The sequence below is a fragment of the Halorubrum alkaliphilum genome (genome assembly GCF_017873815.1).
GTDB lineage: Archaea > Halobacteriota > Halobacteria > Halobacteriales > Haloferacaceae > Halorubrum > Halorubrum alkaliphilum.
Genome location: NZ_JAGGKQ010000019.1, coordinates 1 through 14105, shown reverse-complemented (window position 1 = coordinate 14105; position 14105 = coordinate 1). Strand labels below are relative to the sequence as shown.

The window sequence follows — 14105 nt, the reverse complement described above, 5'->3', positions numbered from 1 at the left end:
GCCTTTGTCGTCGGGCCGCAAGTCCTCGAACATGGATCGCGATCAGGTCGCCGCACGCATCGACCACACCGTTCTCGGCCCGACGACGACGTGGAGCGACGTGGAAACCGTCCTCGAAGAGGCGGCTGATCACGGAATGAACGCCTGTATCCCGCCGTGTTACGTCTCGGAAGCGGCCGCGTTCGACGACGCCCCCGACACGGTCGCAACGGTCGTCGGGTTCCCGCACGGCCAGTCCTCGATGGCGACGAAACGCGAGGAGGCGGTCGACGCGTGGGACGCCGGGGCCGACGAGCTCGACCTCGTGATCAACGTCGGCCGGCTGAAGGCGGGCGAGGACGACGCGGTCGCAGCCGAGATCAGCGAGGTCGTCGCCGCGGTCCCGATCCCGGTGAAAGTCATCATCGAGACCGCGCTGTTGACTGACGCCGAGAAACACCGTGCCTGTGAGGCTGCGGTCGACGCCGACGCCGACATGGTGAAGACTTCAACGGGGTTCGCGGACGGCGGGGCGACGATCCCCGACGTCGAACTGATGAGTGAGTACTTGCCCGTCAAGGCGTCCGGCGGAGTCGGATCCTACGAGGAGGCACTCGCCATGTTCGAGGCGGGCGCGGAGCGGATCGGCGCGTCGTCCGGGGTCGCCATCGTCGACGGCGCGCCGGAGTGACAGTCCGACGACTCACAGGACGCGTCGACGCACCGATGACTAGTGAGCCGACAGCGGCGTTCCGCCCGCTGTACGGTAGAATTGGACACTCGATCGATTATAATTCGATTATATATCGTATCGATCAGGAAGGTACGCAGAACACGACAGGCAGGTCGGTGACGTTAAATAAGACCCGTAGAGACACACGCCCATGTCAACCGAGACCGATCGCAACACCGGCAGGGGTGGCTACCCGTGAGCGACGACGAGGAGCTCGCTAAAAGCCTCGGGTTGATCTCCGCGATGACAATCGGTATCGGGACGATGATCGGGGCGGGTATCTTCGTTCTCCCAGGAGTGGCCGCGAACGAGGCTGGACCGGTCGTCGTCGTCTCGTTTCTCATCGGGGGCGGGGTGGCGATGGTGAACGCACTATCGGTCTCCGAACTCGGAACAGCGATGCCGAAGGCGGGTGGTGGGTACTACTACGTCAACCGCGCGCTCGGCCCGATGTTCGGTTCGATTGCGGGTCTCGGCGACTGGCTCGGGTTAGCGTTCGCGTCCGCGTTCTACTCCATCGGCTTCGGCCAGTATCTCGTGACGCTGCTCGGCGACACCACGTTCGTTCTGCCAGTACTCGGGACGCTCGCGTTGATCCCCTCGTTCGATCTCGGCGTATTCACGATTACACAGATCCAGATCGGTGCGCTGTTCGCCGGGATCGTGTTCATCGGCGTTAATTACATCGGAGCGAAGGAGACCGGAGGTATTCAGACGGTTATCGTCACGCTGTTGCTCGTTATTCTCGGTGTGTTTGCGCTTGCCGGATGGTTCTCGTTCGACTACGGAACCCTAACCACCGACGGCTGGGCACCAACCGAAGAGGGATACGGCGCGATCCTCCCCGCGACGGCGCTCGTGTTCGTCTCCTTCCTGGGATACGCGAAGATCGCGACTGTCGCGGAGGAGCTCGAGAACCCCGGTCGGAACCTTCCGATCGCGATCATCGGATCCGTCGCCATCGTGACCGTCATTTACGGCGTCCTCGTAACGATCATGCTCGGGATCGTTCCGTGGGACGTCCTCGACACGGACGCGCCCGTCGCACAGGCGGCGGAGCTCGCCTTCCCGGACCAACTGTTCGGCATAAGCGGCTTCGCGGCCGCGGCAGCAACGGTGATGACGCTCGGCGCGCTGCTCGCGACCGCCTCCTCGGCGAACGCATCGATCCTCTCGTCGGCCCGGATCAACTTCGCGATGGGTCGTGATAAGATCGTCACCAACTGGCTCAACGAGATCCATCCGCGCTTCTCGACGCCGTACCGGTCCATCTTCCTCACCGGTGCGATGATAGTCGTGTTCATCGTTCTGCTCGGTCAGAGCGTCGAGGTCCTCGCGCAGGCGGCATCGGTGTTGCACCTGATCGTGTACGCCCTGATGAACGCGGCGCTGATCGTGTTCCGTGAGGCCGACGTCCCCGAGTACGATCCGGAGTTCCGGGTTCCGTTGTATCCCATCACGCCGATCGCCGGAATGGTGTTATCACTCGGGCTGATCGCGTTCATGAGCCCCATCGAAATCGGACTGTCGGCGGCGTTTGTCATCGCCGCGATGCTCTGGTACTTCCTGTACGCCCGGCGAGAAACGACTCATCAAGGATACCTCGGCCAGTACGTTCTCGACCGGGCCGACGACATGCCCGACTCCGCAGTCTCGGCCGCGGAGTCGGTCCAGCCCGACCAGACGAGCTACCGGGTGATGGTCCCGCTCGCGAACCCGCGAACCGAAAGCGAACTGATCGAGCTGGCCTCGATCATGGCGAAGGCGAACGACGGGGTCGTCGAGGCGGTCCACATCGTCAGCGTCCCCGACCAAACTCCGTTGTACGCGGGCGCAGAGCACGTCGAACGGATCGACGCAGAGTCACAGCGCTTACTTGACTCCGCTCGTGAAAGCGCCGAGACGTTCGGGGTCGACGTCGAGACCCGGACTGTCATCTCCCACCAGTCGTTCGAGGAGATCTTCGATTCGGCAGAAACCGGGGACGCGGACCTGGTTGTGATGGGATGGGCGAACCAGCCGTTCTGGTCGTCCGGGACCGTCTCACGCGGTCTCGACGAACTCACTCGTGAGCTTCCGTGTGACTTCCTCGTGTTGAAGGACCGCGGGTTCGATCCCGAGCACCTCCTCGTGCCGACCGCGGGTGGGTCCGACTCCGACCTCTCCGCGGAGGTCGCTCGGACCCTCCGTGATAGCCGTGGTTCCGAGGTAGAGCTCCTGTACGTCGTCGATGGTCCGGACAATCGTGCCGCCGGGACGGAGTTCCTCGGCAAGTGGGCCCAGGAACAAGAACTCGGTGACGCGACGCTCACCGTCGATGTCGAGGGCGACGTCGAGAACGCGATCGCCAAACGGTCCCGCGAGTCGAGCATGGTCATCATGGGCGCGACCGAGCGCGGCCTACTCTCTCGGCTGGTCAGCGGCTCGCTCGTCTACGACGTCGTCAACGAGGTCGACTCCTCGGTGCTCCTGTGTGAGCGTCCCGACACCCGGTCGCTTTGGGAGCGGATCGTCGGACGCGGATCCGCGGCGAACCGTGAAGAGGACCCGGTCACGAACGAGGCGGCGGATGAAGACGAGATGGGGGTCGTGGATGACACGGACGAACCGGACCGTGGTGACGAGGCGGGCGACCCCACACCGTCGGGCGACTAACACGCACGACGGAGCCCCGACGAATCCGCTCCGGTTCGGTCGATGCGCTCCCGGTTCGTTTTTGCCCGTCCGCGACCCATGCGCGGTATGACCATCGACACCCACACGGTCGAGTCGCTGATCGAGTCAGAGATTCCGAACACGGTCGCGCGGGTAACTGCCCCCCGGATCCACAACGACGAGGACGAGGACGCTCACTTCGCGGTCGTGGCCGTCTCACCCGTCTTCGAGGGCGAGTCGCTGGTCGATCAACACCAGCTCGTGTACGACGCGGTCGGCGACCACATGACCCAGTCGGTCCACGCACTGGAGATCAAGACGTACGCGCCGGCGGCGTACGCCGAACACGGCGACGGGAGCCTCAACAGCGACCTCCGCGAGGCCGGACTCCTTCCGGTGGAAGAGTAGACGCCGAGCAATCATTTTGATCCGTTCGTCCGGAGAATTTTCACTCGTCGCCCCCGGCAACTTCGACATGGCGTTCCCGTCATCGGTGTTCGAACGGCTCCGGTACGCCTCGTGCCCAGTCGTTACCCTCGTGGTCGGCGTGGCTCTCGTCGTGGTGTACCGTCGAGCGAGCCGAATCGATCCGGCGTTCGGTCTCGTTGTCGTCGGGTTCCTCGTACTCAACGGTGGACTCGTCGCTCTCGCCGCGTGGGCCGCAAACCGGGACTGAAGTCGAGAGGCTTCCACGGTGGCGGCCACTACGGGCCCGACGACCACGAAACCCTACAGTTCGTACAGATTTTCGAACTTCTCGCGGGCGTAGTCGACGAACGGTTCGGCGGAGAGCTCTTGCCCGGTTGCCTCCTCGATGAGGTCAGGTGTCGTGTACCGCTGTCCGTGGCGATGGACGTTCTCGGTCATCCACTTGTGGATGGGCTCGAAGTTCCGTTCCCGAACGAGTCCGTCGACATCGAGATCGTCGCGGATCGCGTCGTTCAACTGTGCGGCGACGACGCTGCCGAGCGTGTACCCGTGGAAGGCTGCGAATCCGCCGGTCCAGTGGATGTCCTGTAGACAGCCCTCGCTGTCGGTTTCTGGGCGGACGCCGAGATACTCGTCCATCTTGTCGTTCCAGACCTGCGGGATCTCCTCGACCCCGATATCTCCTTCGACGACGCCTCGACCGATCTCGCTCCGGAGAATGATGTGCATGTGATACGTGAGTTCGTCCGCTTCGACGCGGATGCGATTGTTCGGATAGATGCGGTTTGCCGCCTCGTAGGCCTCTTGTACCGTGAGGTCGCCGTGGCCGTCGATGTGGTCTTTGAACACCGGCAGGAACGCCTCCCAGAACGGTTTCGTCCGACCGATATGGTTCTCCCAGAAGCGCGATTGGGACTCGTGGATGCTCATCCGTGCCGCACCCAATGGCGTCCCGTACTCGTCTTGTCGGAGTCCGAGCTGATAGGTGGCGTGGCCGAGCTCGTGGATGGTAGCAGTCAGCGCGTCCATCGGGTCGCTCTCCTTGAACCGCGTGGTGACGCGGGCGTCGAACTGGTTCCCGGCCATGAACGGATGCGGAGCGGTGTCCATCCGCCCCCGGTCCCGATCGTACCCAAGGAAGTCGAGTGCGGCCTGTGAGAGCGCCTCCTGGTTCGCGTCGGGATACGGACCCTCCCACGGGTCGGCGAGGTCACGTCCCGACTCGCGGATCTCCGCGACGAGTGGCGGGATCTCCGACCGAAGCGTCTCGAAGATGCCCTCCATCGTCTCGATGGGGACGTACTGGTGGCTCCCCTCGTACAACACCGTGTACGGGCTCTTTTCGGGGTCGATATGCTCGGCCTTCTGCCGCTGGAGGTCTCGCATCGTCTCCAGCCGGGGGGCGAACGACTCGAAGTCGTCATCAGCCTTGGCCGCCTGCCATATCTGCTGGTTCTCGGCAGCGGTTTGGGATAGTTCCTCGGTGAGGTGCGCGGGGACCGGTGCCTCGCGCTCGTACCGGTTCCGGATCTCGCGGACGTTTGCGGCCTGTTCGTCGGTCAGGTCGGCGTCCGCGAGCGCGTCGAGCCATGCGGCGACGTCGTCGTCGACGAGCAGTTCGTGGGTCGTCGCCGACAGTGCCGATAGCTGCTGCGCCCGCCCCGGTGCCCCGCCCTCGGGCATCGTCACCTGCTGGTCCCAGTTGAGGTACATCGAGGCGTAGTTCAGGTTCGTCAGGCGTCGGTTCCGTTCGAGTAGCTGTTCGTAGGCGTCCGGCGTGTCGGCGTCCGTCGTTACCATGCCAGTGTTATCAAACACCAACACAATAGGTCCCATGATCCGTCAGCGGTGTGGATCCGTGTGTACTCACCGACCGCCTTCCCAACGATCTCGACCTCCTCATCAGTGACCCCGTACAATTCGTACACGATTTCGTCGATGAGCGGGTCCATCAACTCGATCTTCTCGTCCATCTGCTCAGTACGCTCCGTCGTTTTTAAGTAGCTCTCTAGGCCGTCGGCTACGTTGACGGCGACGGAATGCTGAAACGGTAACGTCCTTACTCCTCTGGATCTTCGAGCGACGTAGACGATGGGGAACGGAAACGTACAGTACTTCGAATGGGTCGAACACCCACACGCTCGGGTTCGTGTCGAGATCGACACGGTAGGTGGGACTCCTACCCGGTTCGTCGTTCAGCTGGAACGTCGTGTCGACGGATCTTGGCAACAGGTCGTCCGGTTCGATCACGACTCGGAGAACCCGATGGGACACGACATCACCGAGGAGGGACTACATATGGACGTGTACCGTGAGGGTACGAAGACCCGGGTGAAAGACGATTTCCCACCCGTGGACTTAACATGAGCGCCGCGCTACTGTGTCGCGTACATCGAGCAGCACGCAGAAGTGCTGCTCCGGAGGTTCGAGAAATGGCACGATCTGAATCAGGACCCGACCCACGGGACGAGCCGATGAGCGATTCCGAACTCGCAGCGTTCGAGGACGCCGTCGCCGACCTCGGCGAGCGCGTGAGTGAGCATCTCGTGGAGGAAACTGACCACACTGTAGCCGAGATCGAAGCCGACGTCGACGAACTCCCGATGCCCGACCCGCTCGACGATCGCACCTTCGACGAGTAACGGGTGACCGTCGCGGTTGTTCGCCGTCCCCGACTACTCGCCCACCGCCTCACTCCGACCGTTTTCCGAGTCGGCTCGCTCGCTGCGCTCGCGACCGCTCACGGAAAAATCTCGACCAAAAGGCGCGAACTCGCTTCGCTCGTTCGCGGTCGACGACTATTTTGAGTAGTTCTCTCAGTCGTCGGCCACGTCGTCGACGTCGGGCAACTCGATCGCCTTCAGCCGGTCGACCAGCGAGTTCGTCGTTATCTCAAACGAAGAATCAAAAGTCTACTAGAATAACTGACACTCAGTCGATTCAGCTATCATCACTATCGTCATCGCCACGTTGTCGGCCTTTCGATACCCGCTCACCACCGCTGAGGAGACTCTCACGCGCTTTTTCTTGATCAGATTGCTCTTCACTTTCTGCGCTCATATTCACAAATTACACGGTCAGGTGTATAATAGTTCGGTCAGCGCCACTCTCGCAGGTCGTCGATCGCTCGACCGACTTGTGTGATCAGCCCGGACACCCAGATGACTCCTCCAAGCAGTACGATCGAGGGAAGCCAGAGCCAGATCGGGACGGATCCCGAGACACCGTAATAGAGCCCTAGCACGAACGAGACGATCGCCGAGACGAGTAGAACGATCGTCAACTGAATTAGCGGGATATTCCGGAAGTTTGTACTCCGGTTGAAGTTGATCCGCATGATGTAGTTCTGTACGAGAAGTTCTTCGGTTTCCTCTCGCGTGAAGTCTGCTTTGAGGAGCGTCGTGAGATTCTCCGAACTCACTCCGACATCGAGTTCTGATGCGGTGTACGTCATCGCTGCGAAGGCGGTCGACAGGACCAGCGCGCCGAGTCCGATCTCCGTATACACGTTTGCGAACGGTTCGACGTTCCCGAGTCCCGTCTCTGAATCGGGACTGACCTGTACCGCGATGGACAGTACGGAGATGAGAACACCGATCACTGCGACGTTGAGCCGAAGTATCTTACTTGCCTTCGTATCGATGTCGTTGAGCGTCTCCCGCTGTGCGTCGACCGTTTCACGAGCCTCCGAACGCAGCTCGGCGAGCTGCTCCGGATCGCCATCGAACTCCACATCTTGGAGTTCCGCTCGCAATTCGGCCGGATCACGGCTCGCCATCGTCAGCTCACCGCCTCCTCGACGATCTCGATCTCCTCATCAGTGAGCCCGTACAACTCATACACGATCTCGTCGATGAGCTGGTCCGTCTGCTCGATCTTTGCGTCGAGCTCCTCGGCGCGCTCCTTCGTATTTAAGTAGTTCTCCAGATCGTCGGCCACGTCGTCGACGTCGGGCAACTCGATCGCTTTTAAGCGATCGATGAGCGAGTTCGTCTTCGTCGCCGTTTCGCGGAAGTTCGCGAAGCCGCCCGCCTCGTCGACGGCGACCGGCACGAAGTGCTCGATCAGGTCCGCCTCCGTCTCTGTGAGATCCGTGATCCGGAACGCCGGCAGGTACGCCGTCTCCGTGTAGCCCCACCGGTCGGTTTCGTGGGCGTCTTCGTCGTTGGGCTTGTAGCGGGCAGTTGTCTCTATGAGGACTGTGTTCGGAGACTCGCGTTCGACGCGGGCGGTGCCGACTCGGAGGTTCGGTTTCTCATCAGATGTCTCTTGGAGTACTGAATCTGGTGAGTGTTCGCTCGGCTGTATTAGACCAAGTTTAGGAATGGCCAACTGAGTGTTGTACTGGCCAAGATGGTCAGAAAGAGACAGATTAAGATGTGCTTTTTTATTTTTGACTCAGCTTTGAACGTTGAAGTAGGATCGTGACGTAGGCGGTAGCGAACACGGATGATGCCGATTACGGACTTCTTGTCGTGCACGCGTGTATTCGACGAGTTCGAGTCGCTGTCACCCGCACAACGTCAGCACGCGAAAACCTACGCCACAGGTCTTGTTGCGGCCAGCAACAAGACCGTGGCAGGCATCGCACGCGAAGTCCTTCCAGCTGGAGACAAACGCGCTCTCAACAAGTTCCTCACCGAGTACGACTGGGACGAACAGCAATTTAACCACGAACGCCTCGAAGAACTCCAAAAACACGGTGAAACACGTTGGTCGAAGGATGGTTACATCATCCTCGACGACACGATCACCGAGAAAGCCGGGGACGAAGTCCCCGGCGTCGGACACTTCTATGATCACGCCGAAGGTGACACTGTCTGGGGCCAAGACCTCATCTACGCCTTCTACGCTGACGACAAAACTGCCTACCCACTCACTTTCCGCCTCTACGAAAAACAGGACGAAGATGACCAAAACCACGACACCAAGTACGATCTCGCCCGTGAGATCGTCACCGAACTCGAAGACGAGGTAGGTGTCCCAGCGGACACCTACCTCTTCGACTCGTGGTTCGCTCACGATTCTGCCCTCGTCGAACACATCGAATCCTACGGCAACGACTGGATCGGCCCGCTTCGGAGCAACCGACAGGTAACCTACGCCGGCGAAGAGATCAGCGTCGATGCGCTGGCAGAGCGCATCGACACCGTCGAGCGTAACGTTGAGGACGAGACCTACCACATCTGGACGAAGAAGCTTCCCGTCTCCCAACTGGGAGACGTGAAGCTGGTCATCGCCGAGAAAGAAACCGATGAAGACGAAGAGAACCCGGTCAAATACCTCGCCACGAACAAGATCGACGCACCGACCGAACACGTGATCCGCTCCTACGGAATGCGATGGCGCATCGAGACGTTCTTCGAGGACTCGAAGCAGGATCTCGGCCTAGGAGACTGCGAGATGCAGACTGACGAAGGTGCCAGTCGGCACTGGCACCTTCTGATGGCTGCCTACAGTCTCGTTCGTCTTGATCCCGATTCGAGCGCCTTGGGGACGGTTCGCTCGAAAGCGTCATCGCTTCGAGCGAACCTCGAACATTCCCTGAAAGAAGCCGTTTACAACCTGCTCTCGTGGGTTCGAGACAACGATGATCGTGGCGTCGATGACCTTATGCAAGAGATCGACCACCTTTTCGTTCACTCAACAGCCGACGCTAACGTTCAAAGCTGAGTTTTTGAGTTCAGTAATCGCTTGTGAGGACTGTGTTAACGCTGCTCGTGTGTTGCCGTTAGTTGAGATCTCTTCAGCTAATTCTCTTCCTGATTTGTCGGAGTTGAGAACTTCTTCGGTAACGTTAGTAGGTTTGTTGGATTTTTGACTCTGTTCCGGAATTATAAATGGAAGTTTCCGTACGTTTGTTGCTTTCACTTCGGCAAAAGTTCTTCCTTTCTCGGGTACAAGTATTTGGTAAGCGAACTGTAATAACGACGAATTAAAAATTGGGAGTATGACCAATAATGGAATAGATACATCTTCTTTTAATCGAAGGATATGAGTTGAGTGTCTAGAAATATAACCCTCGTCGTCAAATGCTCCAACAGGTTTATCTGCCGTTTGTCTTAGTAGGATCTTATTATCTTCAAATAATTCTGGAGATCTTAGAGCAAAGTCGACTTTATTTTGGCGTGTGTTTAAATCATCTGGATCCAGCCTCTGTTTTAGTGAGGGGTCATAGTTGATCCAAAGGTTCCGCCACGTTATGGTATATTTATTGATGTCTTTTCCCTCAATAAACCGACGATGGGTCTCTTTAGTAGGCTCGTTAGATATCAGAACGTCTGCTGCGTTCCCGGTATTAACTCCATTATTTACTGTTACAAAGTTACCAAGTGGTTTTCCGCATGTTTTCAACTTATCATATAATTCAAGCTCTAAGTTATTTTTGACAGTAAATTTGTATTCGGGCGTATTCAAAAAATAATCTTGTTTTATATTTTGGGTACCGCTACTGGCTAGATCCATGGGCTCAGAAATCGTGCCAACTCTCAGTGAGTGGTCGGATCTCACATCATTCACTTTTTTAAATATTCCAATGACGTTTCGACCTGTTTCAACATTTTTAAATATGGAATAGTCGGATTCAATAATACATTGTATCTCTGAATTGGTAACTAATATCTCCCGAATGTTTTTCATATATTGATTATCGAGGAGGGTCCTTGGCGTAATATATGATATCCTGCCACCCAATTTACAAACATCTTGTATTAATTCGTAAAATAGTGCGAATGTGTTGGGTTTATACTCTGAAGATTCATAAACAGCATCATAATATAACAATTTTGACTTATCAGTAGTGTCTTGTTTACCACCGTGAGTAACGTATGGCGGATTTCCAATAACAATATCAAACCCCGCCTCACCCATCTTCTCACCCTCCGAATCGAAGAACACCTCGGGAAACTCCAGTTCCCAGTGGAAGAAGTTCTGCTCGGCGGCCGTCGTCTGCGCACTTTTAAACCACGGCTCCTCACGGATCGCTTCCCAATCACGTTCGTCCTCGATCGCGCTCGCCATCTGCTCGTAGGCGTCCTCGGGCACGTCGACGCCGAACTCCTCGGCGGTGTGGACGTTCGCCAGTTCGAACAGCCGCTTATAAAGGGGGTCCTCGCGGATCTCGTCGTACAGCTCCTCCATCGATTTGACGTCTTCCAGCGTCTCGTTGTCGTACGCGAGCAGATCCGCCATCAACTCCATCACGTGTTCGAGCGTGTCCTGCCGGACTCTGGCGAACGCCTGCGTCAGCGTCAACTGTCCGCCGTCGTCGCCGTTGTCCTCGGAGAGGACTTCGGTGATGTCGCTGCCGACAAGCGAGTTGCCCGATTTTAAGTGGTGATCGAGGAAGGCGAGCGGCTGGTCCGCCGCGAGCGTTTCGAGCCACATCGAGAGCTTCGCGAGTTCGACCGCCATCCCGTTGATGTCGACGCCGTAGATGACCTCCTTCGAGATATCCCGACGGAACTCCTGTTCGTCGTACGACTGGATCTCCTGCTCGCGAACCACGCTCATCACCTGCTCGGTGAGGTACCCGGTGGCCTTCGTGAGGAAGTGCCCGGAACCCATCGCGGGGTCGAGCACCGTGAGATCTGTCACCCGGTCGTAGAACCGCCGGAAGTACTCGGTGTCACTCCGGGCGAGCCCGTCCGCTTCGAGGTCCGCGTGGATCTCGTCGATCAGCGGGTCGACGGTCTCCTCGACGATGTAGGTGACCACGTAGTCCGGCGTGTAGTACGCCCCCGTGGCCTTCCGCTCGCCCTCGTCGTTGACGACGTAGAGCCCGCCACCATCGACCGTCTCGACCGCGTCCGCGACCGACACCTCGTCCGCGGGCTTCCACACCTGCCCGCCCTCGGCCGCGACCGCGGCCATACCCGCCTCCGGCGCGATCCGAAACTCGTGTTCCAAGAGCCCCTCATAAATGGAGCCGAGGTGCCGCGTGTCGAGGTCGGCGTAGTCCGCGGGCACGTGTTCGCCCTCGTCGTTTTTTGTCGTCGACAGCCGGAAGATCACCTCCGCGATCGCGGCATCCGACACCGCGTTCTCGGCGAGGAACTCGTGGTCGTCGTGGTCGAACAGTCCCCCGTTGTACGGCGGGATGTCGAGCGCCTCCTCCCCGTCGTCGATCAGCTCGAACAGCCGCGAGAGCCGGTTCCAGATCGTCGTGGAGAACTCGCTGTACTCCTCGCGGAAGGCCGCCCCCGATTCGATGTCGCCGCCTTCGACCCGCTCGATGATGTCGCTGCGAACTTCTTCGAGGCTGAAGTTCTCGTGGTACTCCGCGTTCGCGCTGGGCTCTTCCGGGTCGATCAGCCCGCGCGACTCCGCGTAGAGGACGAACATCAACCGGTACAACAGCACGAGCGACTGCTCTTTCAGTTCGGCCCGCGCTGACTCGTCTTCCGGATCGATCGCCAAGTCGTTGCTCTCGACGAAGCCCTTGCCGAGCACCCGAAGCGCGGTGAAGACGTTGTCCTGGAGGTCCTCGCCGAGCTCCTGCGCGGCGGTCTCCGACTCCGTCCACACGGTTTCGAGGAACGAGGTGCCGGCGACCTCGGTGAACGCCTCGGGTCGAAAGAAACAGTAGAAGTATTTGAACTGCTGGAGGTCGCCGGATTCGAGCAGTTCCGGCAGGTCGACCTCGTAGTACGTCTGCGTCTCGTAATCCTTCGTTCCGTAGAGCCGCCACTTCCGTCCGTCCGTGAGAATCCCCCACTTGAGGTCGGATGGTGTCCGTTCGAGGTAGTACTTTACCTGGTGTGAGGCGTCACGATAAGGTCGTTCGTCGCTGAACCGCGCCTCGAAGTCGTGACCCCACTGTTTGGCTTCGAGCAGGGCGGACGCCCCCGAGAACATCCCCTCTCGGTCGTCGTTCTGTTTTCGGTCAGCAGCCGTGTATCGGGCCTCGCGAGATTCGTAGAGGAGCCGATCGACGTATCCGCCGCCTCCGGGAAGCGTTCCTTCGGAGATCGTGTCGAACCCGAGGATGTCGAGCACTTCACCGATCCACTGGTCGATCAGTTCGTCTTCGCCGTGCGAGGCGACGTACTCTCCTTCCAGTTCCCAGAGTTCACGGAGAGCTTCGAATGCCGCTTCTGCCTCGTCATCAGATTCCCAGTCGTCCAGGTCAGCGACGCGTTCGTCGAGATAGTATCCCGAGAAGAGACTGGAGTTCCGATAGGGGCCACTGCCGAGTGTGGCTTGGCTCATGTGATACTAATTCCACATGTTACCTGCCACAAATAGATGACGGACCGGCAGACAGATCGTCGGGGCATTGCTACTGTGAACCTGGCTGCTCTGTTGGAACTTTCATCCGGACCTGTATTTTTGCGACCGTGCTGAATACAGGGCGCGAGCCGTAGACGGTACAAAATCGGAAAACGACAGATTTATTGGCAAGACCGACGGCTGTTGGATATATGACAGTCCGGCGTAGATTCATTTCCGGGTTAGTGACTACAGGTACAGCTGTGGTTGCTGGTTGTCTTGGCGACGGTGGCGATGAAACTGGGAGTGGGGCCGATAGTTCCGATACGGGATCGGATGAGACGGAATCCGCATCCGAACCAACGGATGGGTTCACGCAAGAATATGAACAACCATGGCGTACCCGAATTTTTGACCCAGGTGAGCGAACCTCAGCAACTGATAGTGCAGTCGCGATAGTGAGTGAACTCTGGAAGGTATTCGACTCACTATCGGAGGAAGACGAATTGTATCAGGAGGTATATGAGCGATTTGATGAACCGTATGTTGAGGATCCAACTCAGATGGAGTACCTGTTGAACCACCACCCATTCGAGGAGGATATCGGACAATCGGCCAGAGTGAGAGTCGGAGCGTTCGACCCCGAAACGTATTTGGATTCGATCGCAGAGCAACTCCCATCAGCTGAACGAGAAGACCCCCGTAATGGATTTGAGATACTGATACATGACGAACGGGACTCCGTGTGGGCAGCGAATTCAGAGATCATCATAAATTCACATGACGCGGATCGATATCTGGTAAATACGTTTGAGGGGGGAGAACGGTTATCTGCTGTACAATCTGATTTTGAACTAGCGTATAATGCAATTCCCCGTGAGGCATTTACTATGAGATTCGCCGATCTCGATGAGTCAAACATATCAGTCGGGTGTGGCGGCAATCTACTTACGGCGGATCCGGGCCCGGAGTTCGATTATATAGTGGCCGTGTTTGCGTCTGAGGTACGTGTTTACCCCGAGGTCTCGACAGCCGGCACAGCGTGAGCCCGTGAGATAACCTCATTATTGCTGACGACTCGACGAAGTTCTTCGTATGG

At 58.4% G+C, this 14105-nt stretch carries 10 protein-coding genes and 3 pseudogenes; 8 read left to right on the top strand and 5 right to left on the bottom strand.

Annotation, left to right across the window (positions count from 1 at the left end; genetic code table 11):
- Positions 1-31: 31 nt before the first annotated feature.
- The 4 genes from deoC (at position 32) to J2751_RS11385 (ending at position 4043) form a co-directional block, all read left to right on the top strand.
- A complete protein-coding gene (gene deoC / locus J2751_RS11400; protein WP_209486144.1) occupies positions 32-670 on the top strand; it encodes a deoxyribose-phosphate aldolase in 639 nt (212 codons plus the stop codon).
- A 237-nt stretch (positions 671-907) separates the two neighbouring features.
- Positions 908-3367, top strand: a complete 2460-nt coding sequence (locus J2751_RS11395; RefSeq protein ID WP_209486143.1) for an amino acid permease — start codon at positions 908-910, stop codon at positions 3365-3367.
- 87 nt (positions 3368-3454) lie between these two features.
- A complete protein-coding gene (locus tag J2751_RS11390; protein WP_209486142.1) occupies positions 3455-3775 on the top strand; it encodes a BolA/IbaG family iron-sulfur metabolism protein in 321 nt (106 codons plus the stop codon).
- A 67-nt stretch (positions 3776-3842) separates the two neighbouring features.
- Entirely contained in the window at positions 3843-4043 is a 201-nt protein-coding gene (locus J2751_RS11385) for a hypothetical protein (protein WP_209486141.1), read from the top strand.
- A 53-nt stretch (positions 4044-4096) separates the two neighbouring features.
- Here the strand turns inward: J2751_RS11385 and J2751_RS11380 are convergent, their stop codons facing one another.
- Positions 4097-5596, bottom strand: coding sequence for a carboxypeptidase M32 (locus tag J2751_RS11380; protein ID WP_209486140.1), 1500 nt, complete (start codon positions 5594-5596; stop codon positions 4097-4099).
- A 65-nt stretch (positions 5597-5661) separates the two neighbouring features.
- A pseudogene (locus tag J2751_RS15925) lies at positions 5662-5823 on the bottom strand (restriction endonuclease); the annotation flags it as partial.
- 64 nt (positions 5824-5887) lie between these two features.
- Here J2751_RS15925 and J2751_RS11370 point away from each other — a divergent pair.
- On the top strand, positions 5888-6163 hold the full coding sequence (locus J2751_RS11370) for a DUF7718 family protein (RefSeq protein WP_209486139.1): 276 nt from the start codon (positions 5888-5890) through the stop codon (positions 6161-6163).
- Positions 6164-6270: 107 nt separating this feature from the next.
- Entirely contained in the window at positions 6271-6438 is a 168-nt protein-coding gene (locus tag J2751_RS11365) for a hypothetical protein (RefSeq protein ID WP_209486137.1), read from the top strand.
- Positions 6439-6893: 455 nt separating this feature from the next.
- Here J2751_RS11365 and J2751_RS11360 read toward each other — a convergent pair whose 3' ends face one another.
- Positions 6894-7574, bottom strand: coding sequence for a hypothetical protein (locus J2751_RS11360; RefSeq protein ID WP_209486135.1), 681 nt, complete (start codon positions 7572-7574; stop codon positions 6894-6896).
- Positions 7575-7576: 2 nt separating this feature from the next.
- Positions 7577-8173 (bottom strand): annotated as a pseudogene (locus tag J2751_RS15550) (Eco57I restriction-modification methylase domain-containing protein); the annotation flags it as partial.
- 72 nt (positions 8174-8245) lie between these two features.
- On the opposite strand from J2751_RS15550, the gene J2751_RS11350 reads away from it, so the two are divergent.
- Positions 8246-9469 (top strand): IS701-like element ISHti12 family transposase, encoded by a 1224-nt coding sequence (locus J2751_RS11350; RefSeq protein ID WP_209486133.1) that lies wholly within the window; start codon positions 8246-8248, stop codon positions 9467-9469.
- A 180-nt stretch (positions 9470-9649) separates the two neighbouring features.
- Here the strand turns inward: J2751_RS11350 and J2751_RS11345 are convergent.
- Positions 9650-13006, bottom strand: a pseudogene (locus J2751_RS11345) (Eco57I restriction-modification methylase domain-containing protein); the annotation flags it as partial.
- Positions 13007-13464: 458 nt separating this feature from the next.
- On the opposite strand from J2751_RS11345, the gene J2751_RS11340 reads away from it, so the two are divergent.
- Complete coding sequence (locus J2751_RS11340) at positions 13465-14052, top strand: hypothetical protein (protein ID WP_209486129.1); 588 nt, start codon at positions 13465-13467, stop codon at positions 14050-14052.
- Positions 14053-14105 lie beyond the last annotated feature (53 nt).

Excerpts from the sequence above, each read along its gene's own strand:
- J2751_RS11370 (WP_209486139.1), top strand. The coding sequence starts at position 5,888 with ATGGGGAACGGAAACGTACAGTACTTCGAATGGGTCGAACACCCACAC.
- J2751_RS11385 (WP_209486141.1), top strand. The coding sequence starts at position 3,843 with ATGGCGTTCCCGTCATCGGTGTTCGAACGGCTCCGGTACGCCTCGTGC.
- J2751_RS11350 (WP_209486133.1), top strand. The coding sequence starts at position 8,246 with ATGATGCCGATTACGGACTTCTTGTCGTGCACGCGTGTATTCGACGAG.
- J2751_RS11360 (WP_209486135.1), bottom strand. The coding sequence starts at position 7,574 with ATGGCGAGCCGTGATCCGGCCGAATTGCGAGCGGAACTCCAAGATGTG.
- J2751_RS11380 (WP_209486140.1), bottom strand. The coding sequence starts at position 5,596 with ATGGTAACGACGGACGCCGACACGCCGGACGCCTACGAACAGCTACTC.
- deoC (WP_209486144.1), top strand. The coding sequence starts at position 32 with ATGGATCGCGATCAGGTCGCCGCACGCATCGACCACACCGTTCTCGGC.
- J2751_RS11365 (WP_209486137.1), top strand. The coding sequence starts at position 6,271 with ATGAGCGATTCCGAACTCGCAGCGTTCGAGGACGCCGTCGCCGACCTC.
- J2751_RS11390 (WP_209486142.1), top strand. The coding sequence starts at position 3,455 with ATGACCATCGACACCCACACGGTCGAGTCGCTGATCGAGTCAGAGATT.